General features: G+C 61.7%; 28 protein-coding genes. 18 read left to right on the forward strand and 10 right to left on the reverse strand.

Translation table 11 applies throughout. The annotated features are described in order from the left end of the window. The first annotated feature begins 3 nt into the window (after positions 1-3). From PWG15_RS03485 to mucR, 5 genes are all read left to right on the forward strand, one after another. A complete protein-coding gene (locus PWG15_RS03485; RefSeq protein ID WP_275023116.1) occupies positions 4-1,566 on the forward strand; it encodes a Na+/H+ antiporter subunit D in 1,563 nt (520 codons plus the stop codon). Continuing rightward, positions 1,563-2,039, forward strand: a complete 477-nt coding sequence (locus PWG15_RS03490; protein WP_275023117.1) for a Na+/H+ antiporter subunit E — start codon at positions 1,563-1,565, stop codon at positions 2,037-2,039. Before PWG15_RS03485 ends, PWG15_RS03490 begins: the two co-directional genes overlap by 4 nt. Continuing rightward, entirely contained in the window at positions 2,036-2,419 is a 384-nt protein-coding gene (locus PWG15_RS03495; RefSeq protein WP_275023118.1) for a cation:proton antiporter, read from the forward strand. Before PWG15_RS03490 ends, PWG15_RS03495 begins: the two co-directional genes overlap by 4 nt. Positions 2,420-2,433: 14 nt before the next feature. Next, complete coding sequence (mnhG, locus tag PWG15_RS03500; RefSeq protein ID WP_275024346.1) at positions 2,434-2,775, forward strand: monovalent cation/H(+) antiporter subunit G; 342 nt, start codon at positions 2,434-2,436, stop codon at positions 2,773-2,775. 403 nt (positions 2,776-3,178) lie between these two features. Further along, a complete protein-coding gene (gene mucR / locus PWG15_RS03505; protein ID WP_275023119.1) occupies positions 3,179-3,610 on the forward strand; it encodes an exopolysaccharide biosynthesis transcriptional regulator MucR in 432 nt (143 codons plus the stop codon). 110 nt (positions 3,611-3,720) lie between these two features. On the opposite strand, the gene PWG15_RS03510 is transcribed toward mucR, so the two are convergent. Beyond that, entirely contained in the window at positions 3,721-4,524 is an 804-nt protein-coding gene (locus tag PWG15_RS03510; protein ID WP_275023120.1) for an isocitrate lyase/PEP mutase family protein, read from the reverse strand. 93 nt (positions 4,525-4,617) lie between these two features. On the opposite strand from PWG15_RS03510, the gene PWG15_RS03515 reads away from it, so the two are divergent. Then, positions 4,618-5,550 (forward strand): LysR family transcriptional regulator, encoded by a 933-nt coding sequence (locus tag PWG15_RS03515; RefSeq protein WP_275023121.1) that lies wholly within the window; start codon positions 4,618-4,620, stop codon positions 5,548-5,550. A gap of 234 nt (positions 5,551-5,784) precedes the next feature. Here the strand turns inward: PWG15_RS03515 and PWG15_RS03520 are convergent, their stop codons facing one another. The 3 genes from PWG15_RS03520 to PWG15_RS03530 form a co-directional block, all read right to left on the reverse strand. Continuing rightward, the gene (locus tag PWG15_RS03520; RefSeq protein ID WP_275023122.1) at positions 5,785-6,207 is read right to left on the reverse strand and encodes a SufE family protein; all 423 of its coding nucleotides are present in this window, start codon (positions 6,205-6,207) and stop codon (positions 5,785-5,787) included. A gap of 185 nt (positions 6,208-6,392) precedes the next feature. Next, positions 6,393-7,082 (reverse strand): peptidylprolyl isomerase, encoded by a 690-nt coding sequence (locus PWG15_RS03525; protein WP_275023123.1) that lies wholly within the window; start codon positions 7,080-7,082, stop codon positions 6,393-6,395. Positions 7,083-7,291: 209 nt separating this feature from the next. Continuing rightward, positions 7,292-7,756 carry a DUF5330 domain-containing protein gene (locus PWG15_RS03530; protein ID WP_275023124.1) on the reverse strand — a complete coding sequence of 155 codons (465 nt, stop codon included), beginning with the start codon at positions 7,754-7,756 and terminating at the stop codon, positions 7,292-7,294. A 642-nt stretch (positions 7,757-8,398) separates the two neighbouring features. Between PWG15_RS03530 and PWG15_RS03535 the strand changes: the two genes are divergently transcribed. From PWG15_RS03535 to PWG15_RS03550, 4 genes are all read left to right on the forward strand, one after another. Continuing rightward, on the forward strand, positions 8,399-9,967 hold the full coding sequence (locus PWG15_RS03535) for a sensor histidine kinase (protein ID WP_275024347.1): 1,569 nt from the start codon (positions 8,399-8,401) through the stop codon (positions 9,965-9,967). Continuing rightward, positions 9,939-10,904 (forward strand): peptidoglycan-binding domain-containing protein, encoded by a 966-nt coding sequence (locus PWG15_RS03540; RefSeq protein WP_275023125.1) that lies wholly within the window; start codon positions 9,939-9,941, stop codon positions 10,902-10,904. The genes PWG15_RS03535 and PWG15_RS03540 overlap by 29 nt, the downstream gene beginning before the upstream one ends. 65 nt (positions 10,905-10,969) lie before the next feature. Continuing rightward, the gene (locus tag PWG15_RS03545) at positions 10,970-11,329 is read left to right on the forward strand and encodes a DUF1491 family protein (protein WP_275023126.1); all 360 of its coding nucleotides are present in this window, start codon (positions 10,970-10,972) and stop codon (positions 11,327-11,329) included. 65 nt (positions 11,330-11,394) lie between these two features. Continuing rightward, a complete protein-coding gene (locus PWG15_RS03550; RefSeq protein ID WP_275023127.1) occupies positions 11,395-12,120 on the forward strand; it encodes a MerR family transcriptional regulator in 726 nt (241 codons plus the stop codon). Positions 12,121-12,425: 305 nt separating this feature from the next. Here PWG15_RS03550 and PWG15_RS03555 read toward each other — a convergent pair whose 3' ends face one another. Next, positions 12,426-13,502 carry a DUF2336 domain-containing protein gene (locus tag PWG15_RS03555; RefSeq protein WP_275023128.1) on the reverse strand — a complete coding sequence of 359 codons (1,077 nt, stop codon included), beginning with the start codon at positions 13,500-13,502 and terminating at the stop codon, positions 12,426-12,428. 297 nt (positions 13,503-13,799) lie between these two features. On the opposite strand from PWG15_RS03555, the gene PWG15_RS03560 reads away from it, so the two are divergent. The 3 genes from PWG15_RS03560 to PWG15_RS03570 all read left to right on the forward strand — a co-directional run bounded on the left by PWG15_RS03560 (position 13,800) and on the right by PWG15_RS03570 (position 15,386). Next, on the forward strand, positions 13,800-14,471 hold the full coding sequence (locus PWG15_RS03560; protein WP_275023129.1) for an SH3 domain-containing protein: 672 nt from the start codon (positions 13,800-13,802) through the stop codon (positions 14,469-14,471). 152 nt (positions 14,472-14,623) lie between these two features. Continuing rightward, entirely contained in the window at positions 14,624-14,905 is a 282-nt protein-coding gene (locus PWG15_RS03565) for a hypothetical protein (RefSeq protein ID WP_275023130.1), read from the forward strand. Between the two features lie 310 nt (positions 14,906-15,215). Next, positions 15,216-15,386, forward strand: coding sequence for a hypothetical protein (locus tag PWG15_RS03570; protein ID WP_275023131.1), 171 nt, complete (start codon positions 15,216-15,218; stop codon positions 15,384-15,386). A gap of 139 nt (positions 15,387-15,525) precedes the next feature. On the opposite strand, the gene PWG15_RS03575 is transcribed toward PWG15_RS03570, so the two are convergent. The 3 genes from PWG15_RS03575 to PWG15_RS03585 all read right to left on the reverse strand — a co-directional run bounded on the left by PWG15_RS03575 (position 15,526) and on the right by PWG15_RS03585 (position 19,000). Continuing rightward, the gene (locus PWG15_RS03575) at positions 15,526-16,071 is read right to left on the reverse strand and encodes a DUF1254 domain-containing protein (RefSeq protein ID WP_275023132.1); all 546 of its coding nucleotides are present in this window, start codon (positions 16,069-16,071) and stop codon (positions 15,526-15,528) included. Then, entirely contained in the window at positions 16,064-16,651 is a 588-nt protein-coding gene (locus tag PWG15_RS03580) for a DUF1214 domain-containing protein (protein ID WP_275023134.1), read from the reverse strand. Before PWG15_RS03580 ends, PWG15_RS03575 begins: the two co-directional genes overlap by 8 nt. Before the next feature lie 147 nt (positions 16,652-16,798). After that, on the reverse strand, positions 16,799-19,000 hold the full coding sequence (locus PWG15_RS03585; RefSeq protein ID WP_275023135.1) for a transglycosylase domain-containing protein: 2,202 nt from the start codon (positions 18,998-19,000) through the stop codon (positions 16,799-16,801). Between the two features lie 162 nt (positions 19,001-19,162). Here PWG15_RS03585 and PWG15_RS03590 point away from each other — a divergent pair, with 162 nt between their 5' ends. After that, positions 19,163-19,630, forward strand: a complete 468-nt coding sequence (locus tag PWG15_RS03590; RefSeq protein WP_057251076.1) for a YcgN family cysteine cluster protein — start codon at positions 19,163-19,165, stop codon at positions 19,628-19,630. Between the two features lie 88 nt (positions 19,631-19,718). On the opposite strand, the gene PWG15_RS03595 is transcribed toward PWG15_RS03590, so the two are convergent. Together PWG15_RS03595 and PWG15_RS03600 are read right to left on the reverse strand one after the other, a co-directional pair. Then, positions 19,719-20,057, reverse strand: coding sequence for an MmcQ/YjbR family DNA-binding protein (locus tag PWG15_RS03595; protein WP_275023137.1), 339 nt, complete (start codon positions 20,055-20,057; stop codon positions 19,719-19,721). A 228-nt stretch (positions 20,058-20,285) separates the two neighbouring features. After that, the gene (locus PWG15_RS03600) at positions 20,286-20,426 is read right to left on the reverse strand and encodes a hypothetical protein (RefSeq protein ID WP_173515957.1); all 141 of its coding nucleotides are present in this window, start codon (positions 20,424-20,426) and stop codon (positions 20,286-20,288) included. A gap of 849 nt (positions 20,427-21,275) precedes the next feature. Between PWG15_RS03600 and feuN the strand changes: the two genes are divergently transcribed. The 4 genes from feuN (at position 21,276) to PWG15_RS03620 (ending at position 24,379) form a co-directional block, all read left to right on the forward strand. Beyond that, positions 21,276-21,530, forward strand: a complete 255-nt coding sequence (feuN, locus tag PWG15_RS03605) for a two-component system FeuPQ modulator FeuN (RefSeq protein ID WP_057250394.1) — start codon at positions 21,276-21,278, stop codon at positions 21,528-21,530. 141 nt (positions 21,531-21,671) lie between these two features. Continuing rightward, the gene (gene feuP / locus PWG15_RS03610; protein ID WP_034789361.1) at positions 21,672-22,343 is read left to right on the forward strand and encodes a two-component system response regulator FeuP; all 672 of its coding nucleotides are present in this window, start codon (positions 21,672-21,674) and stop codon (positions 22,341-22,343) included. Continuing rightward, the gene (locus PWG15_RS03615; protein ID WP_275023139.1) at positions 22,333-23,718 is read left to right on the forward strand and encodes an ATP-binding protein; all 1,386 of its coding nucleotides are present in this window, start codon (positions 22,333-22,335) and stop codon (positions 23,716-23,718) included. The genes feuP and PWG15_RS03615 overlap by 11 nt, the downstream gene beginning before the upstream one ends. A gap of 217 nt (positions 23,719-23,935) precedes the next feature. Beyond that, entirely contained in the window at positions 23,936-24,379 is a 444-nt protein-coding gene (locus PWG15_RS03620; RefSeq protein WP_425536736.1) for an RT0821/Lpp0805 family surface protein, read from the forward strand. Positions 24,380-24,398: the final 19 nt, after the last annotated feature.

Raw genomic sequence — 24,398 nt, forward strand, 5'->3', positions numbered from 1 at the left:
CCCATGGCCGCTTCAACTTCTTCCCCCGCAGATCTTTCCGCCGCCCTCGTTCTCGAGCCGGTCGCCTCTGCCGATTGGCTGGTGATCCTGCCGGTTGCCTGGTGCCTGGCGATCGGCGCGCTGCTGGTCATGCTGCGTCGAAAGATCGACTGGCACCCTTACATCGCGGTCCTCGGCCTTACCGGCCTCGTTATCATCGACGTTCTGCTGCTTCGCCACGTGCTTGCAAGCGGCCCGGTAACGATGGTCATGGGGCGCTGGCTGCCGCCCTTCGGCATTGCCTTCACCGTCGACCTGACCGGTGCGCTCTTTGCGCTGACGGCCTCGGTGGTGGCGCTGGCTGGCGGGGTCTATTCGCTCTCCGATATCAACGACAGTGGCAGGCGCTACGGCTTCTATCCGTTCCTGATGCTGCTGATGGCCGGCGTTTCAGGCGCATTTCTGACAGGCGACATCTTCAACCTCTACGTCTGGTTCGAGGTGCTGCTGATCTCGTCCTTCGGCCTGATTGTGCTCGGCTCCGAGCGCGAGCAGATCGACGGCGCGGTGAAATACGGCTTCCTCAATCTGGTCGCGACCACGCTGTTCCTGATCACAACAGGCTATCTCTATGCGAGCTTCGGCACGCTCAACATGGCCGATATCGCCCGCAAGGCAGAGGGCCTCGGCGGAACGGCGCCGCTGATGACGCTGACGGCGCTCTTCGTGCTGGCCTTCGGCATGAAGGCCGCGGCCTTCCCGGTCAATTTCTGGCTGCCGGCCTCCTATCATACGCCGCGTGTGGTGGTCTCGGCGCTTTTCGCCGGCCTGCTCACCAAGGTCGGGATCTACGCGCTGATCCGCGTCACTGTCATGCTGCTGCCTGTCCAGCGCGAGGAACTGAGCTTCCTCATTGCTCTTGCCGGCGCACTCACCATGCTCGTCGGTGCCTTCGGGGCGCTGGCGCAATCGGATTTCCGCCGCATGCTCGGCTATCTCGTGGTCTCCGGCATCGGCTCGATCCTCGCCGGTGTTGCCGTCGGCGGGCCGGGTGGCATTGGCGGTGCGATTTTCTACGCGCTGCATTCGATGCTCGTGATGACCGCGCTTTACTTCGCGTCGGGCGTTGCGGCCAAGCTCGGCGGCAGCTTTTCGCTTTCGTCGCTGGCGGGCCTTTATCGCCGCCACGCCGGATTTGCCGCGCTGACGCTCATGCTCGCCTTCGCCGTTTCCGGTCTGCCGCCATTCTCCGGCTTCTGGCCAAAGGTCATGCTGGTCAAGGCGGCGCTCGACATCGGCGCCTGGTGGCTGGCCGCAGCGCTGCTTCTCACCGGTTTCCTGACGACCATTGTCACCGGGCGTTTCTTCCTGCTGGCCTATTGGCGTGATGCGACGGCCGGGGACGGCGCGACGGCGTCCGCGACGATCTCGCCGGCGGCGCTGCTGCCGCTCACCGTCCTGGTCTTCCTGGTCCTGGCGATCGGTCTCTACCCGGAGTCGCTGCTTGCGACCATTCAAAGTGCTGCTGCCGGGCTTTCCGAGCCCTCGGCCTATTTGAACTCGGTGTTCCCGGGAGGTGCCCCGTGACCAAGTTCTTCACCATCAACCTGGTGTTCACGGCAATCTGGGGCGCGATCAGTGCCAGTTTTTCGCCGGCCAATCTGATCCTCGGCTTCGTCGTCGGAGCGCTGTCGCTATGGCTGATCCGACGCGAACTCCAGCCTGTCACCTATCCGGTGCGTCCGCTCAAGCTCTTCCTTCTTACGGCCTTGTTTTTCAAGGAGTTGGCTATTTCGGCCACCAAGGTCGCGCTCATGGTCATCCAGCCGAAGATGAAGCTGAAGCCCGGCATCTTTGCCTATCCCCTGACGGTCAAGAGCGATTTCGAGATCGCGTTGCTCGCCAATCTCATCACGCTGACGCCTGGGACCCTGTCGGTCGACGTATCCGACGACCGCCGCACGCTCTATGTCCATGCGCTCGATTGCGCCGATCCGGGCGGCCTCAGGCGCGATATCGCCAATGGCTTTGAACGGCGGATAAAGGAGGCTTTCGAATGAGCCTGCCAGACCAGATCGAAGCGCTCGCTACGGGCTTCGCACTTATCGCGCTGTCAGTCGCCCTGCTGATTACTGTCTGGCGCATCATCCGCGGCCCGACATTGCCGGACCGCGTACTCGGCCTCGACATGCTGGTGGCGATCGCCATCGGCCTGATTGCCGTCGTCGCGATCCGCACCGGTTTCAATCTCTACATCGATATTGCCATCGCCCTTGGCCTGGTCGGCTTTCTCGCGACCGTTGCCTTTGCTCGCTTCATTCTGGCCCGCGGGCTTTCGCCGGAGACAGCCAGCGTTGAGCGGAGCCCGCCTGAAGCAAAGCACGCGTCTGCACCAAGATCCAATGCGGTACGTCGCAAGCACAAGGGAGCGCGCCGTTGACCCCCGCCCTTGAGATGGTCGTTGCCGTGTTGGTTGCCGCTCTTTTGATCGTCGGCGCGATCTTTTCGCTGCTTGCGGCAGTTGGCATCTTGCGTTTTCCCGATCTCTATACGCGTATGCATGCGGCGTCCAAGGCCGGCACCATAGGTTCTGGCCTGTTGCTGCTGGCGGCGGGCGTTCATTCTGTCGACGCGGCAATACTGATTCGGGCGCTTGCGGGTTTCTTCTTCTTCGTTCTGACTGCACCAATCTCGGCTCATCTCTTGGCAAAAGCCGCACATCAGGCCGGATACAAACTTACCAAGCTGTCAGTCGTAGATCAGCTTCCGCAAAAGGAAGAGCGACGTCATCGCTGATCGACAACATTTCTGAAACTGTATTTCAGAACTTTGCGATGCAGTGTGGCCATTTTAGCAATTTGGAGATAAAGTTGCTAAGTGTCGTCAAATTTATGTTTGGACATTTCACGCATCGATGTTAATCGAGTAATTGTAAAGTGTCGTCGTGGAAAATACTTTGATCTGAAATTCCAGCTTGAGTTGTGAATGTTGGTTGTTGCTTTGAGAGTTCGGTCGTCCCGGTGACTCGGCAGCAGGTTTCGTAATCAAAATTCCTACTCTTGATATCGTGGCCGGCGTTTGTCCTTGCCGCGTTTGATGGTCCATCCCAAGGCAGCGAAGGCTTCCTGGCGGCTCTTGCAAGCGTTCCTCCCCCCGAGACGCCGTTTCGGGTTGTGCTGAAGTCCGATAGGAGAAAGAAATGACTGAAACAGTGCTTGGCGCGAGCCACGAACTTCTGGTTGAACTGACGGCGGAAATTGTTGCCGCTTACGTCAGCAATCACGTGGTTCCCGTCGCCGAGCTTCCCACGCTGATCGCAGATGTGCACTCGGCGCTCAACAACACCGCGGCGCCGGCACCGGTCGTCATTCCCATTGAAAAGCCGAAGCCGGCCGTGTCGGTTCGCAAGTCCGTCCAGGACGATCAGATCACCTGCCTCGAATGCGGCGGCACCTTCAAGTCGCTGAAGCGCCACCTGATGACCCACCACAACCTGTCGCCGGAAGAATATCGCGAGAAGTGGGACCTGCCGACCGACTACCCGATGGTCGCGCCCGCCTATGCAGAAGCACGCTCGCGCCTCGCCAAGGAAATGGGCCTCGGCCAGCGCCGCAAGCGCCGCGGCAAGTAAGCTCAACGCCCCGCTGAAGATGTGGGCAGCCAGTGGCGGCTGCTCGGTTGCGGGGAGAGGAATCCAATCACAAAGGCCGGGTCTCAGCGCCCGGCCTTTGTGTTGGCGGTTCAAAAATATGCGTTGACCTCCGGATAGGGCGCCGCTCTGTCATAGAGCGGCTCGGACCGCCCGTCGGCGAGGAAACCCGCCACCAATGTCGACGTCTGCGCCCATAGCGTCTGGGGGATCCATGACCCGACGCTGATCCGAGATACACCAAGTGCGGAGAGTTCGCCTGCGGGAGGCAATCCGGGCCAGGCAATGACGTTCAACAGCAGCTCAGTGCCCTTCGCAATCTCCCGAATCTCGGTCCGGTCGGTCACACCGAGTACGAACAGGCCGTCGGCTCCCGCATCCCGGTACTGTCTGGCGCGGGCAAGTACCTCCTCGACACGGTCATGAGCGGGCGCGACCGCTCGGGTGTAAAGGTCGGTGCGCGCGTTGATGTAGATCCCGATACCGAGCCGCTCCGCCGTCTCTCGGGCCTGCTCGATCTTGCGGCAGAGCAGGTCCGGCGTGCCGATCCCGTCCTGGATGTTGAATCCAATCGCGCCGGCCTGGATGAATCGGGCAGTGGTCAGAGCCATCTCCTTCGATTCGTCGATGTAGCCCGCTTCAATGTCGACGCTGAGTGGTACATTGATGACGCGGACGATCGCCGCAACGGTTGCAAGATGCCGATCCAGGGGGAGGACGTCGCCGTCGCGGTAGCCATGTGACCACGCGACACCGGCACTGGTCGTCGCGATGGCACGGGCACCGTGGCTCTCGATCAAGAGCGCGCTGCCTGCATCCCACGCGTTCGGTAGTCGCAGCGGTTCCGATTGGCGATGAAGAGCGTGGAATATTGCGGCGTTATCGTTGCAGTTCAAGGGGACCTCCTTTGGAAGAAGGCCACTCTTCGCAATTGCTACGCCTGAGGATAATAGTTAGTTTTTTCAGGCATTCATTCCGGAGGGGAAGTAATGGAAGGGCCGCCGTTGCATCTGGTGCAGGCCTTTGTCGCCGTGGTCAGGCACCACAGCTTCGCAAAGGCGGCACTCGATCTCAACATGACGCCGTCCTCCGTCAGTCGGCTCATCAAAACGCTGGAACGGCAGATCGGTGTTTTGTTGATCAATCGTACGACGAGAGCAATGTCCCTGACGGATGCGGGGCAGCGCTATTTCAGCGACTGCGCAGCGGCCTTGCAGCAACTTCACCATGCGCATCAAAGGGCTCGCAATGAGCAGGATCTGCCAACCGGCACACTCAAGCTCAGCGTATCCGTCTCCTTCGGGCGCGCTCACGTCGTACCGCACCTGTCGGCGTTCATGGCTGCTTACCCGCAACTGCAACTCGACCTCCTGATGACCGACCGATATGTCGATCTCGTCGCCGAGGGAGTGGCCGTCGCAATTCGTATCGGCAATCTCCAGGACTCGACGTTGATCGCGCGCAAGCTCCTTCGCAACCGTCGAATTCTCGTGGCCTCGCCAGCCTATCTCGCCATTCACGGTGACCCGACGGAGGTCGACGAGCTCAAACGGCATGAATGCGTCGTGTCGACAGCGAACCACGACGGTGAGGTTTGGCGGTTGTTCGGCCCGACCGGCGAACGGTCCTTTCGGCCGCACGGGAGGATGCGCGCGGACAACGGAGATGCCGTCCATCAGTTGGCCATTGATGGTCAAGGGATCGCCTTCCATTCTGAAGTGACGATGGCGCCATCGATACGCGCCGGCAAACTCGTTCAAATACTGCCCCGTTGGACCGGAAGAGAAACGGGCGTCTATTGTATCTGCCCATCCCGCCCCATGGGGCCGTCGGCCAAGGCATTGATTGATTTTCTCACGGGCCGTTGGAAGGACGCCGCGGTATCGGGCATGGTCGACCAACTGGCGGAAGACGGTGTCTAGCGCCTGTGTGGGGCGCTGGCAGGGCACGGCGTCGGTTTGCGCCGTGTCGCGCTCGAGCCCGCATGGGTTCCAAAGGCAGCTTTCGTTCGATGCCTGGACTTCGGCCAAAATAGACGCCGGGTGCGCCGCGAGGAACCCTTAGCTCTGGCACATCAGCATCCCAAAGCCCGGCCTTGGCGGCTAAACGCCTGCGAGGTTGGCGCTTTTGGGGGCAATGTTCCGGAGTGCCTTGTATCAGGCGGCCAGCCGCAGCTCCGCTTCGTTCTTGATACGGCGGATCATCGAACGCAGGCCGTTGGCGCGCTGCGTCGACAGGTGCTCGATAAGGCCGATCTTGCCGAAGGTATCGATGGCATCGATCTTGGCGATCTGCGAGGCAAGTTTGCCGGAGTAGATCGCAAGCACGATCGCGACCAGGCCGCGCACGATATGCGCATCCGACTCACCTTCGAAGGTCAGGACGGGGTCCTCCGGATTGCCGCCCGTCTGGGTGACGAGCCAGACCTGGCTGGCGCAGCCCTGAACCTTGTTTTCCTGCGTCCGCTTGGCTTCCGGCATCTCCGGCAACGCCTTGCCGAGTTCGATCACGTAACGATAGCGATCCTCCCACTCGTCGAGGAAGGCGAAATCGTCGATGATCTGGTCAAGCGTCGTCATGGTCCGGGTCCAGTATTCAGGGGATTATACGCCCGCCGGCCCTTGCCGCGAACGAGCTTTGTCCCTGTCCATGCCCCTTTGCCATCAGGCATGCGGGCTTTCAGCCCTCATATAGGGGATGGCAAGCCCATTGAGAACCGTCAAATGCGGTTCTCCTGGAGGTCGGCAGCATTTCGGTGGCTCGGTCAGATCGAAACGCTTGACGGGAAGGTGAAGGCATTCCCGGCGCTCGTGTCGATCCCACCGAGCTTGCCCACGGCCGCCGACAAAGCATGGCCGGCCGCACGTGCATCATCGGCGTCAGGGGCAGATCCCTCGCTGCGTAATTCCTGCTCTGCCTTTCGCAATAGCTGCTTTATCTGCTCGGCAACCGATTTGAGTTCGGCAGCCACTTTCGTGCTGGCGCCGGACTCAGCGTCGTCGTCGCTGAATTCACGATAGGCGCGCTCCGCGAAGTTTGCCGGTTCAAGGGAAGCGGCTGCATCGTTTCCGGCGACGGCACCTTCCGTTTGCGCACTGCCGGCATCTGCCAGGGCGGCCACGGCCGCAGCGGAGACAACACCGCTTGCCGCTGCACTACCGTCCGCGCCGGCTAACTGCTGGGCGGCGGTGCCGAGTTGCTGAGCGAGTTGCTTGGCGAGCCTTGCGAGCGTTTCCGGATCCGACGCGAAGAACCGGAGCATGCGAAGCTGCTCCTTGATGTCGTCAAGCTTCTTCTTCGCCGCAGCGGCGCGGTTGCCAGCGTCTTCGTCAGTGCCAAGGAGCAATGCGGCTGATGCCGGGCTCTTGCCTTCGACGGGTTCGCTGGCGGGTGACGCGCCGGGTGTCGTCGGTCGCGTCACGCCCGCATTCGAAAAAAGCCCGTAGATCTGCATTGGGGTGCCTCCGCTTGCCGTGCGGCGGACCTAAGCAGCCACGGCTTGTGTGTGGCTGGCTCTCAATCGATCAGCAGTTGCGCAAAAAAGAAAACGCCGCGAGGGGATGGGATCCACGCGGCGGCCACGACAGGGCGGCAAGTCAGGCAGTTAAGTTGCGAATGGGGTGGATGGTCGACCCGTCGGTCTCGACCGAGCGCTCGGCTTGGTTACTGGATGATCGCGGCCTTGGGATCGAGGCGCTTTTCCGGAACGGGCGTGCGCTTGAAGACAGGCTCTGCATCGATGGTGCTGACCTCGGTGGCCGGGGCTGCCAGATCGGCCGCCGGCTTGACCGTGCCGGTCATTACCGGTGTGACCGTGCCGGTCATCACCTTGGCATCGGGCTGATCGGTTTCGGCAAACTGGGTATCCAGGAACTCATAGGCGATACGAGCGCCTTCGCGAGCCCGGTGGCCGAGGGCGACGAAGGTCTCCGCGCCCTTCTCGCAAATGTCAGGCTTCTGGATGCAGATGGCGCTGATGTATTGGAAAGCCTCATTGGCGGCGGCGAAGGTGTCACCAAGCTCGACCTTGGGAGCGTGTTCAAGCTTCTGCGAGCTCGACGGATCGAGGAATGGCAGCAGCACCAGCACCAGCGAAAACCAGAATGTCGCCTTGATGAGAAACCACATGTTCTGCCCATCCTTCGTTCAGCTGCCTGAGCTCACCAGTCTTCTAGCCGGCTTTTGTGCCTTCGGCATCCCGCAGCGTCGTCGTATCCCCTGATACCCGTTCACGCTGCCGTCGTTTCCTTAGGGAACCTGCCGCTTTCAATGCAGCGTCCGGCCCTTCGTTGACACCGACACTAGGGTGGGAATCACAAGACGGCTTTTCAAAATCGACCGGCATTTGCTTCAAATTTTAATGAAATGCCGTCGTCGCGTGCTTTGCCGCGCATTTGTGTCGCATTTTAGCTTTCGCCGTTAAGGTTCGTGGCAGGGCCCTGTGTGCGAAGCCCGGAAGCGTCGGCGGTGGCGTGCCGGCAGGCGCGCCACAATCGTTAACGCCGTCCAGAAAATGCACAGAAATCCGTTGCTTACGCCCCGTTAACCACAAGAAATGAAGGTCGCTCGATTTGCTCCAAATCGGGATTTTTCGGCGGTTTCGCACCGTTCCGGCACGGGCGCGTTTATTCTTTCATTAAGCCGGGGATGCGAGATTCCGACATGTCACGAGGCGGTCTGAATCGCGGTTTTCAATTAGGGAAAATCGGGTGCGCCAGCCTCGCAAGAACAACAAATTTAGCAGGGTAAAGCGTGAGCGTATTGCGTAACATGGCTGGCAGATGGGCGTCCCGCGTGGACGAGATCGCGGCCCTGTGGCTGCCCCGTCGTGAGGCTTCTTCGCTCGCCGGACGCCGCGATACGAAACGGCTGCGTACTGTTGCTGCCATGTCTTTGACAACGCTGCCGGTGGCGCCGCTCGCCCTGTCGCTCGCCATGCCGGTGTCCTCGGCCCTGCCGCTCGGCACGGCGCTTTGGGCTTCCGCTTCGCTATTGGCGGCAGCCGTTGCGATCGCGCGCGGACGAGCGCCGGAAGCTGCGGCGTCGATTCCGGCCGATCCCGTTCTCCCGGACCTCTCGGCAGCCTATGATCTGTTTGCAGGCCTCGTCACCGTGCATGACCTGCGCGGCAATGTTCTTTCCGTGCATGGGCGCGATGCGGCCGAGCACCTGACGCTGATGCGCGATCCGGCGGGCCGCGGTTTCATCGAGCAGATTCATGTCTCCGACCGTATTACGTTCCTGAGCGCGATCGACATCCTTCGCCAGGGCGGCGACCGGGCGACGGTCGATATCCGCATCGAACGGCGGACCTTGCCGATCGAAGGCGAACAGTTCGTATACATGTCCTGCGAACTGGCGCCGCTGCGTGATCGTGACGGCAACTTGACGGCAATCCTTGCGCAGTCGCGCGATGTCTCTCAGGAAGCAGGCCTGCGCGCCGAGGCGGCGGCCCGGACGGCCGAAGCCGAGTCCGCGAACGACGCCAAGACCCGTTTCCTCGCCGCCGTCAGCCACGAGTTGCGCACGCCACTCAATGCCATCCTCGGTTTTTCCGACGTGCTGGCCGGCGAGTATTTCGGCAAGCTCGAGAACGATCGCCAGCGCGAATATGTGGGGCTCATCCACAAGTCGGGCGAACATCTGCTCTCCGTCGTCAACACCATGCTCGACATGAGCAAGATCGAGGCGGGCCGTTACGAGCTCATGCCCGAGCCTTTCCGCGTCGCCGAGGCGGTTGCCGCCTGCGAAGCGATGCTGTCGCACCAGGCCGCGGAAAAGGGCGTCAAGCTCGTCAGCCGCGTCACCCGCGGTATAGGCGAAGTCAATGCCGACCAGCGCGCGTTCCAGCAGGTTCTCATCAATCTGGTCGGAAACGCCGTGAAGTTCACCGATCACGGCGGTGTCGTGACGATCGACGCCGAAGTGGATGGTGCGATGCTGAAGCTTTCGGTCAGCGACACCGGCATCGGTATCGCCGCCGACAAGCTGGAGCTTCTCGGTCAACCTTTTGTCCAGATCCAGAACGACTATACCCGCCGCTACGAAGGCACGGGTCTCGGCCTTTCGCTGGTCAAGGGCCTCGTTGCGCTTCATGGTGGCGACCTCACGATTCGCAGCCGCGAGGGCGAGGGGACTGTCATCGTCGTGACGATACCGCGCGACGGTTCTGGCATTGCCATTGCCGAGCAGGAGGAGCAGCGTTCGCCGGTGACGGTGGAATTCCCGCCGCGCCTGCGCGACGGAGAAACGAGGCCGGCCGCCGAAGGAGGGCGGTCCGAGGACGTTGGTTTGAACGAGGAACGGGGATATGGCGCCGCGCAAGCGAAAACAGCCTGAACGGAAAAAGGCCGCGCAGCGTGCGCCTGGCTTGGCCGTGCGCGGGCTGGCACTTGCCGGACAGGGTGTTGGACTTGCCGGCCGCCTGATGGCGCGCCATCCCCTGGTCTCCGGCGGCTCCGCTGCCTTCGTGGTCGTGTTCTCCTTCGTTGCGGCTAACGCCATGTGGTACCAGCACGGGGTGCACCCGTCGCCGCTCATGCGCACCCGTGTGCCGCTCGTCAGCGCCGAAACGGCGCAGCGGATCGCCATCGCCAAGGGCGAAGAGATCGAGCAGCGCAATGTGACCACCTTCGTCATCGAGCGCGAAGGCGAGGCCAAGGCGGACAATGTCGAGGATGTGATCGCCGCGGCTTCCGCGGATCTTCCCACGGAAAAGCCGTCGCCTGAGCGCGTGGCAAGCGTGCCCGGTAACGCGACCTCGAAGCTCGTTGCCGACATCCAGAAGGAACTGAACCGCGTCGGCCTTTATGACGGCGCGCCGGACGGGCGTAGCGGCCCGAGGACGGCGGCTGCCATCTTGCGCTTCGAAGCACAGGCTGGTCGCGCCGAAACAGGCTCGGCCAGCACCGAGTTGCTGCAGGCGCTTCGGGCAGCACCAGGCGATAAGGCCGCTCAGGTCATGCCGGCGGGAAGGCCGCTTGCCGAGGCAAAGGGCAGCGGTGTGGAGATCGATCCGGTCGCTGCGGCCATTCGTTCCTCCGAGAAGGACAACAATTTCATTCCGCCTGCCGAAATCCCGGTTTCGAGCGACCTGGTGCTGAACATCCAGAAGGGGCTGAGCAACCTCGCCTACGCGGATGTCGCAATCGACGGCGTCGCCGGAGAGCAGACGCGGGCGGCGATCCGCCATTTCGAGAAACACTACCGCCTGCCGCAGACCGGCGAGCCGAATCCCCAGGTCTTGAAAAAGCTCAAGGAAATCGGCGCGCTCTGATCGCTGGCGGGGTTTGAGGGCGTCGCCGATTTGCCTGCGCCGTCCAGCGCGTGTATCAGCCTTCCATGCGTCTCAAGTCTCATATCTTCGTGTCGTCCCTCTTGCGCCGCGCGTTTTCGCTCGGCGGCTATGCGGCCGTGTTGCGCAAGGGAGCGGAGGACGCCGGTGCGATTTTCATCCGCCAGCGGACGCGGCTCGGTACCGAGACGCTCTTTGCCCCGGCGCCGCAGAATTTCTTCTCCGACGAAGTCGATCTCGGCCGCAAGTTCGAAGTGAGACTGCGCGACAGCGACGCCGAACGGGTTGATGCGGCGCTTGCAAGCGAGATCCGGTTCGACCCGGATTGCTGGATCGTGGAGATCGAGCTGGACGACCATGCCGATCTGTTCGAGGTGGTCCCGGAGGATAGCGCAAGCCGGCCCTGACACCGTCTTGCCGATCACGTGGACCCGCTTGACTCTCCACTTGGTGGGGGCCGTAGGACGCGCTCATGGACGATCAAATCTACTCGATAGGCGAACTCTCGCAGATGGGCGGAATCCCGGTCAGGAGGCTTCGGTTTTATTCGGACAAGGGACTGTTGCCTTCCGCACGGACGGAGAGCGGCTACCGGATGTATTCCGGGGCGGATCTTGCCCGGCTGGATCTCGTTCTTGCTCTGCGTGAAGCGGGCGTGAGCCTCGCGGAGATCCGAAAGATCCTGACCAACGGGGCATCGTTTGGCGATGTCCTGGCGTTGAGACTTCGAACGCTCGAAACCGAAATCCGGTCAAAGCGCCGGATCGCCGCAGCCTTGCGAATGGCTTTGAAACTCCGTGAACCATCCCCAGCGGACCTCAGGAGGTTATGGACCGTGACCAGGCTTTCAAAGACGGAATTTCGGAACGCACTCGAACGCTTCTATGACGACGTTGCCGGTGGCGCACCGGTGGATGTGAAGTGGAAGAAGAAAATGATGGATGCCGGCACGCCGGATCTTCCTGACGATCCGACCCCGGATCAGATCGACGCGTGGGTTGAGCTGATGGATATGTTGTCCGACAAGACCTATGCGGCCGAAATGCGCGCCCACATGTCCACCTATGGACAGAAGAATTCGATCCCGCCGCCTATGCCGAGGCAGCTGATGCGACCTTCGCACGGGTGCGGGCTGCGATCGAAGATGGCTTGGGGGCCCAGTCGGCCGTGGGTCGGGAGATCGCCACCGACTGGTTGACGCGCTCGGCAAAGGCGATGAGCGGGCTCCGGACAAGGAATTCCTGGATTGGCAACTCGAGCAGTATCGCAGACACCACGCCCGTTCTGCCCGGTACCAGGAACTGATGGCCGTTCTGCAGCGGAAGGGCCGCAGACACCGACCGGCCGCGAGTGGAGTTGGATCATCGACGCGATGAAACAGCTCTTCTAGAACACCGGCGGGGAACCGGCGGATCCGTCTGCAGGTCAGCTGTTGCCCCGGCATGCACTCGACACCGGAGCATGCAGCGCCAAGGCGACGCGCATGATGTCAGATTTCTGCGTCTAGCCGCGTCGCCGCCCGAAAAGCCGCTGTGGCGGCACGTTACCGGCGGCCGCTGCAATCCTGCGAGGGCTGATTTGGCGCGCATCATTGGCCGGATTTTCGGCGAAGTAGGCTTCGTGCCTCGCCGTTGGAGTGGCTTCTTCGGCCTCCGCCTCGAACCAGCCATCCAGTTGTTCGCGGCAGGCGGTACGGTTCATGGCGCCGATCAATGCTTGCGCATGGCTCGTCTCGCCGAAGGGCTCGCGCAGATGCGGATACAAGGCTTGAAGTACGAAACCGGCATCGGTCGCAGGGACATCGAGCGCAACGAGGCTCGTCGCGAGCCGCTGCCCGGAAATGTCGAGCAGGATGCGTTCGACTTGGGTGTCCCTGGTGCCAAGCGCCTGGCCGAGGACGCGCGAAAACAGGATGATCTCGCCGCTGCGGGCAAAGCGCACAAGCAGCGCGGCATGCACGTCATTGATTGCCTCGGAAGAGGCGGTGGGCGCCGGAGGGTGTGACCCCGCTCGTGCCAGAGTCTTGATCTCGTGCCTGAGCGCTTCTTCGCGGGCAGTCCGCAAGGACGCGGCTTCCGGCTCCGGATGTGGCTGTTCCGCCTCCGCGTGCTTCGCTCCGCTGCTACTGCGCGCGGCGAGCCCGGGTGGATTATGGTGCTCGACCAGGGCGTCGACGACAAGGGGGGAGAGGTTGGGGCGCCGCGCGATCGCTGCGGCATGCTCCGATCCGCGCTCGCGGATGACGGCGATGAGGGTGCGGTCGCCAATGGCTTTCGAGCGCGTCAGAAAGATCGCAGCAATCGAAATCGGCATGCCGCCGATCAGCGCGGCGACCGGCTCCGGGATCTGCGGGCACTGGGAAAGGGCGGCTGCCGCCTGACGGCGGGCTTCGTTGCTGGAGCCGAGGAAGAGCGGCTCGAACAGTTCGGCAAACTGCTTCATGTCGGATTTGCGGGGGATGCGCAGGCTTTCGAAACCGGTAACCGTCGCCATCAGGACAACGTCCTTCAAGCGGCCAGTCTGTGGCCTTTCCAACTCACGAAAGCGATCCGTCACGGTAATTCCCTGCACGCAAAACATGATCGCCTTTTCCGGTGATCCGGAAAGGCACACGTCGCAAAAATTAGAAGAAAAGCGTTAGCGCACTGTTAACTATGGATGTTGGAGCTTTATTCAGGCTTGCGGCACATGCGTGGCGTGCGACGGCGTCGACGGATTGCTCCGCTGGCCCCGCATTTCTCGGGGACATCCGCGGTATCAGCCATAAAAAATCCACATGCGGTCACGAGTTATCGCGGCGACGGTCAAGGGCTCCGGACGCCCGCCGACGTTTGGAGGTCAAGTGAAGAGGGGCCTCTCCATGGGAGATATGGAACTGTGAAGAAATTTATCCTGCGCGCAGCGGCGGTCTGCGCGCTCCTCGCGGCCCCGGTTGTCGCCGAGGCTGCCGAAGGCTTTGCCACTGCCAATGTCAACATGCGCTCCGGTCCGAGCACCCGCTATCCGGCGGTATCGATGATCCCGGTCGGCGAATCGGTGGAAATCCACGGATGCCTTGCGGATCTGCCGTGGTGCGACGTCTCGTTCTACGGTGGGCGTGGCTGGGTTGCCGGGCGTTACGTCCAGGCCGACTATCGCCGCAATCGCGTTTACGTCGAGCCCCGCTACTATCGCCCGCTCGGAATTCCAACGGTCGTCTTCCAGTTCGACAACTACTGGGACCGCAACTACCGTGGCCGCGACTTCTACCGTGAGCGCGATCGCTGGCGCCGGGGACCGGATTGGGTCGACGACCGACGGGACCGTCGCGACTGGGAGGGCGATCGTCGCCGCGATCAGCGCGATTGGGAAACCGGCCAGCGTGAAGAGGAGTGGCGCCGCCGGGAAGGCGAATGGAACCGCGAGCGGACGGTGCGTGAAGAGCGCAGCGAGTGGGAACGTCGCAGTGACGGCGTACGCGTTCGCCAGAGCGATGACGGCATCTACGAAGGTGCGCGCCCGGCGCCGTTTGTTCGGTGCCAGTTCGACGATCCAGACTGCGAAAACTAATGTGGAGCGCCTGAGACGGCGTCCTTGCGGCGGATTGGAAGACGGGCGGCTCTGGTCGCCCGTTTGCTTTTGGTGCTCACGTTTTCTGCGGCATCTGGCGGAACCAAACGCCATGCAGGGCGTTGAGACGGCGCAGACAAGGGAGCGTTGTAATGGTGGAAAAGAAACTGGAGGCTGTGCAGAAAGTCAGCGAAAACGTTTCGCAGGCGCAAGCGCGGGCTGAGGTTGATGTACAAATCGCCGAACTGCGAGCGGAAATCGCCCGACTGACCGAAGCCGTCACAGCCATTGGCAGTGGGACGAGGGCAGTCGTGCAGGGCGAGGCTGAGTTGATGGTGGAACGTGTTCGCGAGCGCGTGCGCGAGGAACCGCTATCGACGCTTGTGGCGGTGGCCGGGGTGTCGTTCCTGTTTGGCCTGATATCGCGACGCTAAGGCCAATGCCGCTCCGGGGTTGTTACCTTGGATACATCTCAAGGGCTCGGCTGGCGAGATAATGAATCAAGGTTGGTGTCGCAGCTTGTATTAGCATTCTGTTAACCAGCCTATGGCTCAATCGGGGCGAGCCCGCTATCATCGGGCTGCGTCGTGTGAACCAGAAGAGCAACATCCGGGCGACCGGAAGAAGGAGCAAACGAGAAAAGCGCGCCTGTCCAGGCAAGGCCTGGAAAAATGCGCTGGCCCGAGAGGGCAGGGTGAAATCTGTACGGTAGTTCATCCGTCTCAAGACTTTGTGGAGACGAGCATGGCAGACGTGATCAGAATTCAGGACCGAAAGGTTCGTGTGCCGCCGCGTAGACCCGCGGCCATATCGGGCGGGGCCAAAGTGCTTCTGTTCACCGGAATCCGTTACGAACGCCTCGACCGCGACCCGCAGCCGACGGCACCGGACGGACGGCGGATCAAGAAGCAGTAACGTTCGATTTCCCGCATTAGCGACCGGTTGCGACCGGGCGCGCGTCCTTGGCCGGAAACATCAGGCCCCTTCACCACAATTCTTGCACAATACGTAGCATTTGCGTGTGCACTTCGCCGCGACCGTGCGATCATAGCATCTAGCGTCGAAATGGCTCGCAGCTTGATTCCGCAAGGAAATTGCGGACCTGCTCCTCGAAACTGTCGACCGGCGCCATCGCCCTCAAAACGGCGTAGCCGTCCTGTTCCTTCATCTCCACCATGATCGATTGTGCCAGCGCCTCCGGCGGCGACTTGCGCAATTCTACCAGCTGGATCGGCGTCGCGACGACAAGATCGAGCTTGCCGTTGACCGACGTGTGATCGTTCATGCTGAAGACTTCGTTCGAATTGCTGTCGAAGACCGCGAGAGACCAGAACGGCACGTTGCCGCTGGCGAGAAAGCGCGCCGGCCCGTCCGAGATCGAGAAGCTGCAAACGGCCGTCCTGAGATAGGGGTCGTCATTGGCAAGGCCGGTCTGTCCCGGCGTGCTCGTCAGTGCAAAGAAACTGTCCATCTCGAGCAGCCCAAGCACGCGGGTATAAGCGTCGCGGCCGGTAAACTGCGGTAGCGACAGAATGATGATGATGTGCAGCAGGGCGGCGCCGACAAGGCCGAGGACCGTGACGAAGAGAACCTTACGCATCGCCGCATCCGGTCTTGGTGATGACGGGCATGGCGAGGTCGATCAAGCCTGAGGAACCTGCAGTGGGCGTGTCGAGCAGCGTCAGAACCAGCCGGAAGGTGCCCGCATGGCGTACGGCCAGCCAATTGTCCGGCTGGGCGTTCGGCGACACGTGGACGGTGAAGTTGCTGTTTCCGCTGCGCAGCACCGTCCAGGAATTGAGGGCCGAGGGCAGATCGGATCCCGGGCGCAACGGCAGACCGTCGGCATTCGCCGCATAAAGCGTCCAGAAGCGGGCCTGTGGCGTCAGTCCCGTGACGTCATAGGAGCAGGTCGCCTGGAGCTTCTGGCCCTTGTCGTCCGTCTGAGCGCTGAACATCAATCCTTCGGCGCCACCGTAGAGAAGCTCGCCAGCGCGGGCCCGGTGCGCCTTGGCATAGGGGTCGGCATTGATCGTCTGTGCTTCTGGAAAAGCGACCCACGGGCCGATCGCGATCGAGCCGAAACCGACGGTCGCCTTCAGCGCCCATACGGCCGAGGCAATGCCGCCGCCGAAGGCGATGGCAAGAGCGAGGGCGACGAGGAAGGGGATTCGAAACAAGGGCGGCTCTATCGGAAATCGTTCTGCGACGGGGCAACATGCGGTTGCCCCCATATCTCGCCGAAATTGGCGCCTCGCGCAACGGCGACTGACGGCGCGCGCACAGCCTCACGATGAGATGGCTGCCGCAGGTCTGGCCGGGAGATATTAGTTGCTGGCGGCATTGGGATCCGTCTGTCCGGAACGCTTTTCTTCGGCGGCGCCAAGCGCAGCGAGCCTGCCGCCGGCCTTTTCTGGCGCCTTCAGTGCCGGTGCCTTCTCAAAGGTCTCGCCGATCGCACGCAGCAGGCGGGTGACCTCCGCCGACAACGAGCGCGGGCGGACGAGTGGCGGCAGGGCGTTCTCGTCCGGTTTCGCGGTCGCGACCTCAGGCTGCTTCGCCGGCGCCGCCGGGGCAGTGATGCCGGGGATAGCGCGGTGCTCGATGCCTTGCTCGGCATAGTCCATCAACCGCTTGAAGGTCATCGCCGGCAACGAGCCGCCGGTCATGTTGTTGGTGGACGTGTAGTCGTCGTTGCCGAACCAGACGGCGGTCGTATAGTCGCCAGTAAAGCCGACGAACCAGGCGTCGCGATAGGCCTGGGTCGTGCCGGTCTTGCCGCCGACGACGATGCCGTTGTCGAGGGCGGCCTTACGCGCTGTACCGATGATCGGGATCTGCGTCAGCATCGAATTCATCGACGTACTTGCGGTTTCCGAAAGCACGCGCCGCGCAGGCGGTTCGTCTCGCCCGAAGTCGTAGAGGATGTCGCCGTCGTAGTTGAGGATCTGGCTGATGCCATGCCGGCGCGACTGCACGCCGCCGGCCGGAAACACCGCATAGGCGGTCGCCTGATCGAGCACTGTCACTTCCGATGTGCCGAGCGGCATGGTCTTGTCGGTGCGGATTGGGGTCTCTATGCCCATCGCCTTGGCGGTCTGGGCGATGAGGTCAGTGCCGAGCTTGTCCTTGGCGAGCCGTACGGGGATGGTGTTGATCGACTTGGCGATCGCCGTCAGGATGGTGATGCGCCCGGCATAGCTGCGGCCGTAGTTCTGTGGTGACCAGCCGCGCCAGGTGATCGGCGCGTCGACGACCACCGTTTCCGGCGTCATGCCCTTCTCCATCGCCGCAGCGTAGGTATAGACCTTGAAGGACGAGCCCGGCTGCCGCAGGGCGCGGGTCGCGCGATTGAACTGGCTCTCGCCATAGTCGCGGCCGCCGACCATGGCCCGCACCGCGCCGCCATTCTCGAGCATGACGAGCGCGCCCTGCTTCACGCGGAAGCTTTCGCCATATTGGCGCAGGCTCGATTCCACCGAGTCCTCGGCGGCGTTCTGCAGGCCCATGTCAATTGTGGTGCGTACGATCAGCGAATGCTGCGCGAAGGGGCGGGCGATGCGCTGGACTTCGTCAAAGGCCCAGTCGAGGAAGAAGTCGGGCGCCTTCACCTGGGCGCGGTCGATAACGGTGGCGGGGTTGAGGCGTGCGGCGATCACCTGGCCCTCGGTCATCAGCCCGCCCTGGACGAGGTTGGTGAGAACCTCGTTGGCGCGACCGCGCGCGGCCGGCAGGTTGACATGTGGTGCGTAGCGGGCCGGCGCCTTGAAGAGGCCGGCGAGCATCGCCGATTCCGCCAGGCTCACATCGGTGATCGACTTGCCAAAGTAGAATTGCGCGGCCGCGGCCGCCCCGAAGGTGCCGCCGCCCATATAGGCGCGGTCGAGGTAGAGCCGGAGGATTTCCTTCTTCGACAGGTTGGATTCCAGCCAGATCGCCAGGAAGGCTTCCTTGATCTTGCGTTCGATCGTGCGTTCGTTCGACAGGAAGAGGTTCTTGGCAAGCTGTTGGGTCAGTGTCGAACCGCCCTGGACGACGCCGCCGGCGCGGGCGTTCTCGGTCATCGCACGGGCAAGGCCGAGGAAATCGATACCCCAATGGTCGAAGAAGCGTCGGTCTTCGGTCGCCAGTACCGCCTTGATCAGATGGTCGGGCAGTTCGTCGATCGGCACGGAATCTTCGTGAATGATGCCGCGGTGGCCGATTTCATTGCCGTAGCGGTCGAGGAAGGTGACGGCGAAGTCGCTCTGGGCGCGCCAGTTGCCCTTCGTTTCCTCGAAGGCTGGGAGCGCCAGCGCCAACATCAGCACCGAGCCCACAGTGCCCCAGGTCATGCCTTCGCCGAGCACCTCGAAGACGACCTTTTTCCAACCCGTGACGCGGAAGCGGCGGAAGAAGATGGTGGTATCTTCCCACCATTGCGCCAGTTTGAAGCCCGCGCTCCAGACCGTGGAATCGATCCAGGAGTCGATCCTGAGAAAGATGTGCCGTTTTTTCGGCCGGTTATCGTCTTTCCTCGGTTCCCGCACGTCTCAACGTCCTGAAGGCTTCGTGGCATCATGCCGGCGCCGGCAATATTTGCACGGCGTCAAATTCCAATCTACTTGCATATCGCGCCGCCGGCCTTAAAAAACCGGCAATTTTCTGCGAGATTTCTGTATCGCGGGCTATTTGACGAAAGTGTGATGACGATGGGCGAAATGCCTTTCTGGAAGGCGAAGAGCCTTGAGGACATGACCAATACGGAGTGGGAAAGCCTCTGCGACGGTTGCGGCCTCTGTTGTTTGAACAAGCTGGAAGATTGGGATACCGGCGAGATCGCCTGGACCTCGATCCGTTGCACCTTGCTTGATGGTGAGAGCTGTCGTTGCAAGGACTATGAAAACCGGCAGGCGACGGTGCCCGACTGCATCCAGTTGACGCCCAAGGCCGTGCGCGAGATCACCTGGCTGCCGCCGACCTGCGGCTACCGCCTCGTTGCCGAGGGGCGCGATCTCTATTGGTGGCACCCGCTGGTTTCAGGCGACCCGGACACGGTTCATGCCGCCGGCATTTCGGTGCGCGGTCGCACCGTCGCCGAGGATGGCATCGATATCGAAGACTATGAAGACTATCTCGTTACCTGGCCGCTGGAAGTGGGACAGGAAAGCGTGGATTGAGAAGGGATTGGCCGGCGTTTCGCAATCGTCTTGCGGGCGGAGCGGTTCGCGCTCCTGTGAGCCGGCAATCTGCTTTTCTTGATCCAGCCTAGTGGCCGCCACCGTTCTTCTTGACGAGGTTTTTCGGCGCGACATTGCGCCAGGCGGTCTCCATCGACTGGCGCACGAGGCCCTCGTCCGCTTCGACGAAATAGAATGAGGTCCAGCCACGATCACCCCAGCCGCCGGGCACGGCGGCGCAGACCCCGGGCTCCATTTCCAGGAGCATGCGCTGCTGGTCAGGCGTGAATTTGAAGACCGCGCGACCGGCTTCCGGCAAGGTCATGAAAATGCGCTTGCCAACCCGGAAGTCCCGTGTTCCGAAATGCGCGTTCTCTTCCGTTCCCGGCAAGCTTAGCGCGAGTTTTTCGATCTCTTCGGTTAGCATTCGGAAAGAGTAACATGGTTTTTCCGAATGGCCAAAAGGCTGAAAATCGCCACAAAAATCGCAGGGCTAAGACAATTGCCGCAGCGCATATCAGGTCGGGCGATAACGAAGCATGCGGTGTTACAGGACGTGCTTCACCCTGATCCGAAGGTTCAACCCCGAGTTGCGTCTACTCTATGTTGGGAAGAAGGTCATGGCGCGCGAAATTCGACACGCCGATGACGGGCATTACTCAGCCGGCTGGATCGGCTTGGGGGTGCTTTCGCCGGCAGCACGCATGGCACGCCATTCGTTTTCGAAACGGTCGAGCAGCGATTGCGGTACTTTGGACTGCTGAGATGCGGGCTGGTTGTTCGCTAGCGTCTGCATCCGATCCTCCCGGGCCTATGACGGTTTCATGACGTTTGATGCGGCGGACAATTTCATATCGTAAAGACTTTGTAAATCAGTAGCTTAAATCATTTAAACGATTGAAAAATATTTAAATCGATTAATTTTTCGTTGATCCACAGCCGTCTGTCAATTCGCAGATGTGGCAGTGCAGATGCGACTAAATTGGCTGTTCTTTTGAAGTATTTTCGCGAGCGTCGTTTCCTCTGCGCGAACACCAATCTTCACGTATTCAGGCACGAATAGGATGTGCCGAAAGTCGGCACGCTTGCGTCATGGGTGGCGAAAACCATCGCTACGAAATCGAAGGGTGTCAGGGGCTTAGTCAGGCTGCCGGAATCAAGATGCGATCAACGTGACTCAACTTCGCAGGGTGTTGACTCAATTTCCGAACGATCGCTGCCAAGGGATTCAAAGGAATCGGGAATCGCTAGCTGCTTGATGTTTAGTCTCCGCGATCGGGCTATCGCCGATGCCTTGGCCACCGCGACGCGCGAGCCAGTGATGATTTCTGAAGTCTAGCGAAACATGCTTAACAAAAGGCTGATTTTCGCATTGCCTCGACGAAGGACGGTGAGCTTCAAGCTCCATTCTCTCAGCGGCCAGACAGAAGAATCGGTCGCATGAAGCGGTTATCGCTTGTTGGGCCGGGCCCCGGGAAGGGTTCCGTCAAGAACGGAATCGCTGCAATCTAGGGTCGGAATTCCGGTGAGGTCGATGGGTATTCCAGTGGGTGCCAGACGGCTCGGAAGGCCGACATTCATTTGCCATTCAGCCTCGTTCGGTTATTGCTTCTGCCATGATGCTTCCCAAGTCGAAAGTGCGTTCATGTCTTCACCAGTGATCATAGCCGCGCTTGCTGCAGGCCTCGCGGGCTTCAGCCCGCCTGCGATCAACGTGCCGTCGGATAATGTCGTCCGTGTGGCTGGCGATTGCAGCGCGGCCGCTGCACAGGTGGTCGCCGACACCGGCGGCGAGTTGCTGTCGGCACAACCGACGTCCGATGGCCAGTGTGTGATCACGGTGCTTGTTCCCGGTAATGGCGGGCGACCGAAAAAGGTGACCGTCAAGGTGCCGATGTAAGCGACCCTGCGGTACCGTGCGTCTTGTCCGACGCGAAAAGGTCGCTGCAGCGCTTTGAATGCCTGCATGTTTCTGTCCTTAAATCGGCTAGGATCTAACGAAACAAGCAGCGGGGATGGCCGCGAGAGGAAGTAGAGACGAATGCGCATTCTGATTGTCGAGGACGACGCCAACCTGAACCGGCAGCTCGCCGAAGTGCTGAAGGAGGCCGGCTACGTCGTCGATCAGGCCTATGACGGCGAGGAGGGCCATTATCTCGGCGACGCCGAGCCCTACGATGCCGTGATCCTCGACATTGGCCTGCCGGAAATGGACGGCATCACGGTCCTGGAGAAGTGGCGCGGCGATGGCAAGACTATGCCGGTGCTGATCCTGACGGCGCGCGATCGCTGGAGCGACAAGGTCGCGGGCATCGACGCCGGCGCCGACGACTATGTCGCCAAGCCCTTCCATGTCGAAGAGGTTCTCGCCCGCATCCGCGCCCTGATCCGCCGTGCCGCCGGCCATGCGAGCTCGGAGATCGTCTGCGGCCCGGTGCGCCTCGATACCAAGGGCTCCAAGGCAACCGTCGATGGCGTGGCCCTCAAGCTGACGTCGCACGAGTTCCGGCTGCTCTCCTATCTCATGCACCACATGGGGCAGGTCGTTTCGCGCACGGAGCTGGTCGAGCATATGTACGATCAGGATTTCGATCGCGATTCCAATACGATCGAAGTGTTCATCGGCCGGCTGCGCAAGAAGATCGGCAACGACCTGATCGAAACGGTGCGCGGTCTCGGATACCGAATGCAAGCGCCGGGCAATGGCAATTAGATCGCTCACAGCCCGCGTCCTGGCGGTTTCAACCGTCTGGGCCGTCGTCGCCCTGGTCGTGATCGGCGTGGTCATTTCCGAGCTCTATCGCCAGGGTTCCGAGCGCGGTTTCAAGGACCTTTTGCGCGCGCAGCTTTTCAACGTCGTCAATTCGATTTCCGTCAATGAGAAAACGGTGCTTTCAGGTAGCCCGCAGCTCGGTGACCTCCGCTTTTCACAGCCGCAGACCGGCTGGTACTGGATCGTCGATCCGATCGGCGAATTCGATACACCGCCCCTGATCTCGACGTCGCTCGGCAACGGCAAGCTACCGATCGCCAGCGTCGATGAGGTTCCGTTCGACACCGGCTACGTCCGCTTCTACACCACCAAGGATCCGTTCGGAAACGAGGTCGAGGTTTCAGAGACCGAGGTCGTGTTGGACATCCAGGGCCACACCGCACGCTTTCGCGTGGCCGGCAACCGCGACGTGCTCGAGGCCGACATCAATCGCTTCACCCGCAATCTTACTATCGCGCTCTCCATCTTCGGTCTCGGCGGCCTCGGCGTGAACGCCCTGACCATTCTCTTCGGCCTGCGTCCGCTCGATCAGGTCCGCCGCTCGCTGGAGAAAATCCGGACCGGCGAAAGCGAGAGGCTCGATGGAGCCTTCCCGCGCGAAATCCAGCCGCTGGCCAACGAAGTCAACGCCCTGATCGACAGCAATCGCCGCATCGTCGAGCGTGCCCGCATGCAGGTCGGCAACCTCGCGCATTCGCTGAAGACGCCGATCGCCGTGCTCCTCAACGAGGCCCGCGTGCTCGATGCGTCGCATGGCGAGCTGGTGCGCAGCCAGGTCGACGCGATGCAGACCCAGGTTCAATCCTATCTCAGCCGCGCGCGGATTGCGGCGCAACGGGAATCCGTGCTGGCGAGGACCGAGGCACAGCCGGCGCTTGAGCGTCTGGTTCGGGTGATGCGCAAGCTCAACCCGGAAAAGCAGGTCCATCTGTCGATCAATCCGCCGGCATTGGTGCTGGCGATGGAGTTGCAGGATGTCGAGGAAACCGTTGGCAACCTGCTTGAAAACGCCGCCCGCCACGCCCGTGGCGAAGTATGGTTGAATGTGCGGCCAGCGCCGATCGAACTGCATGCGAAGGAGCCTGGACGGCAGTGGATCGTGCTCGACATCGATGACGACGGTCCGGGGCTCAATCCCGACCAGATTGCGCTGGCGATGAAGCGTGGCAAGCGGCTTGACGAAAGCAAGCCTGGAACCGGGCTCGGGCTTTCGATCGTCAGCGAGATCGTCCGGGAGTACCAAGGCACCATCACGCTGTCGCGGCGGGACGAAGGGGGCTTGCGTGCGCAGCTCCTCCTGCCGGCCGCGGCCTAGAGCAAGATGAGGAAGCGCGTGCACGGTTTCGTGATCTAGGTGTCACACCCGTGCTCGAAAATGTCGCATCGGCAGGGCACGCCGTTGCCTCGGTAGGCGGGGAATGCCAAAAGAAAATCAAGGACAAGTCGTCGTTTGACCCGAATGTATGGGGTTCTTGGGTGCGGCTTCGGATAGGGATGGTTGAGTGTCGCGGATCATGAGGAACCAGGCAGAAATGGCACGGACTTTTGTCGTTGGCGGTAGGATCGTGGTGATCGCGTCGGCCGTGGCTCTTGCTGGTTGCGGCACGACCGCGGGCGGCAAGGGTGCTGCAGCCGGCCTCGGCTCGACCGCGACCCGCGGCGTCTCCTCGACGACCTACATCGCTGCGCTTCAGGGCGGCGTGATCGGTGGCCTTGGCGATCTCGATATCGGTACGTCCGACCGCCAGCGTGCACTTGAGGCCGAATATCGCGCGCTCGAGGCGGCACCGGGTGGCCAGCCTGTGACGTGGAACGGACGCGGCGTCAGCGGCTCCGTCGTTGCTGCCGCCCCCTATCAGGTCGGATCGCAGAACTGCCGCCAGTACAGCCATACTGTTACGATCAAGAGCCAGGCGAAGACGGCCCGGGGTGCTGCCTGCCGCAATCCCGACGGCAGCTGGACGCCGCTGACCTGAGCGCAGCTTCTTTGAGGCG

The sequence above is a fragment of the Ensifer adhaerens genome, assembly GCF_028993555.1.
GTDB classification, from domain to species: Bacteria; Pseudomonadota; Alphaproteobacteria; order Rhizobiales; family Rhizobiaceae; genus Ensifer; species Ensifer adhaerens_I.

What these genes read in the sequence shown, in the direction of transcription:
- PWG15_RS03545 (WP_275023126.1), top strand. Translation starts at nt 10,970, where the DNA reads ATGCGTCTCAAGTCTCATATCTTCGTGTCGTCCCTCTTGCGCCGCGCG.
- feuP (WP_034789361.1), top strand. Translation starts at nt 21,672, where the DNA reads ATGCGCATTCTGATTGTCGAGGACGACGCCAACCTGAACCGGCAGCTC.
- PWG15_RS03590 (WP_057251076.1), top strand. Translation starts at nt 19,163, where the DNA reads ATGGGCGAAATGCCTTTCTGGAAGGCGAAGAGCCTTGAGGACATGACC.
- PWG15_RS03485 (WP_275023116.1), top strand. Translation starts at nt 4, where the DNA reads ATGGCCGCTTCAACTTCTTCCCCCGCAGATCTTTCCGCCGCCCTCGTT.
- PWG15_RS03555 (WP_275023128.1), bottom strand. Translation starts at nt 13,502, where the DNA reads ATGTTTTGCGTGCAGGGAATTACCGTGACGGATCGCTTTCGTGAGTTG.
- PWG15_RS03520 (WP_275023122.1), bottom strand. Translation starts at nt 6,207, where the DNA reads ATGACGACGCTTGACCAGATCATCGACGATTTCGCCTTCCTCGACGAG.
- feuN (WP_057250394.1), top strand. Translation starts at nt 21,276, where the DNA reads ATGTCTTCACCAGTGATCATAGCCGCGCTTGCTGCAGGCCTCGCGGGC.
- PWG15_RS03575 (WP_275023132.1), bottom strand. Translation starts at nt 16,071, where the DNA reads ATGCGTAAGGTTCTCTTCGTCACGGTCCTCGGCCTTGTCGGCGCCGCC.
- PWG15_RS03615 (WP_275023139.1), top strand. Translation starts at nt 22,333, where the DNA reads ATGGCAATTAGATCGCTCACAGCCCGCGTCCTGGCGGTTTCAACCGTC.
- PWG15_RS03570 (WP_275023131.1), top strand. Translation starts at nt 15,216, where the DNA reads ATGGCAGACGTGATCAGAATTCAGGACCGAAAGGTTCGTGTGCCGCCG.
- PWG15_RS03550 (WP_275023127.1), top strand. Translation starts at nt 11,395, where the DNA reads ATGGACGATCAAATCTACTCGATAGGCGAACTCTCGCAGATGGGCGGA.
- mucR (WP_275023119.1), top strand. Translation starts at nt 3,179, where the DNA reads ATGACTGAAACAGTGCTTGGCGCGAGCCACGAACTTCTGGTTGAACTG.
- PWG15_RS03595 (WP_275023137.1), bottom strand. Translation starts at nt 20,057, where the DNA reads ATGCTAACCGAAGAGATCGAAAAACTCGCGCTAAGCTTGCCGGGAACG.
- PWG15_RS03540 (WP_275023125.1), top strand. Translation starts at nt 9,939, where the DNA reads ATGGCGCCGCGCAAGCGAAAACAGCCTGAACGGAAAAAGGCCGCGCAG.
- PWG15_RS03530 (WP_275023124.1), bottom strand. Translation starts at nt 7,756, where the DNA reads ATGTGGTTTCTCATCAAGGCGACATTCTGGTTTTCGCTGGTGCTGGTG.
- PWG15_RS03565 (WP_275023130.1), top strand. Translation starts at nt 14,624, where the DNA reads ATGGTGGAAAAGAAACTGGAGGCTGTGCAGAAAGTCAGCGAAAACGTT.
- PWG15_RS03495 (WP_275023118.1), top strand. Translation starts at nt 2,036, where the DNA reads ATGAGCCTGCCAGACCAGATCGAAGCGCTCGCTACGGGCTTCGCACTT.
- PWG15_RS03525 (WP_275023123.1), bottom strand. Translation starts at nt 7,082, where the DNA reads ATGCAGATCTACGGGCTTTTTTCGAATGCGGGCGTGACGCGACCGACG.
- PWG15_RS03515 (WP_275023121.1), top strand. Translation starts at nt 4,618, where the DNA reads ATGGAAGGGCCGCCGTTGCATCTGGTGCAGGCCTTTGTCGCCGTGGTC.
- mnhG (WP_275024346.1), top strand. Translation starts at nt 2,434, where the DNA reads ATGGTCGTTGCCGTGTTGGTTGCCGCTCTTTTGATCGTCGGCGCGATC.
- PWG15_RS03535 (WP_275024347.1), top strand. Translation starts at nt 8,399, where the DNA reads ATGGCTGGCAGATGGGCGTCCCGCGTGGACGAGATCGCGGCCCTGTGG.
- PWG15_RS03620 (WP_425536736.1), top strand. Translation starts at nt 23,936, where the DNA reads ATGGCACGGACTTTTGTCGTTGGCGGTAGGATCGTGGTGATCGCGTCG.
- PWG15_RS03600 (WP_173515957.1), bottom strand. Translation starts at nt 20,426, where the DNA reads ATGCAGACGCTAGCGAACAACCAGCCCGCATCTCAGCAGTCCAAAGTA.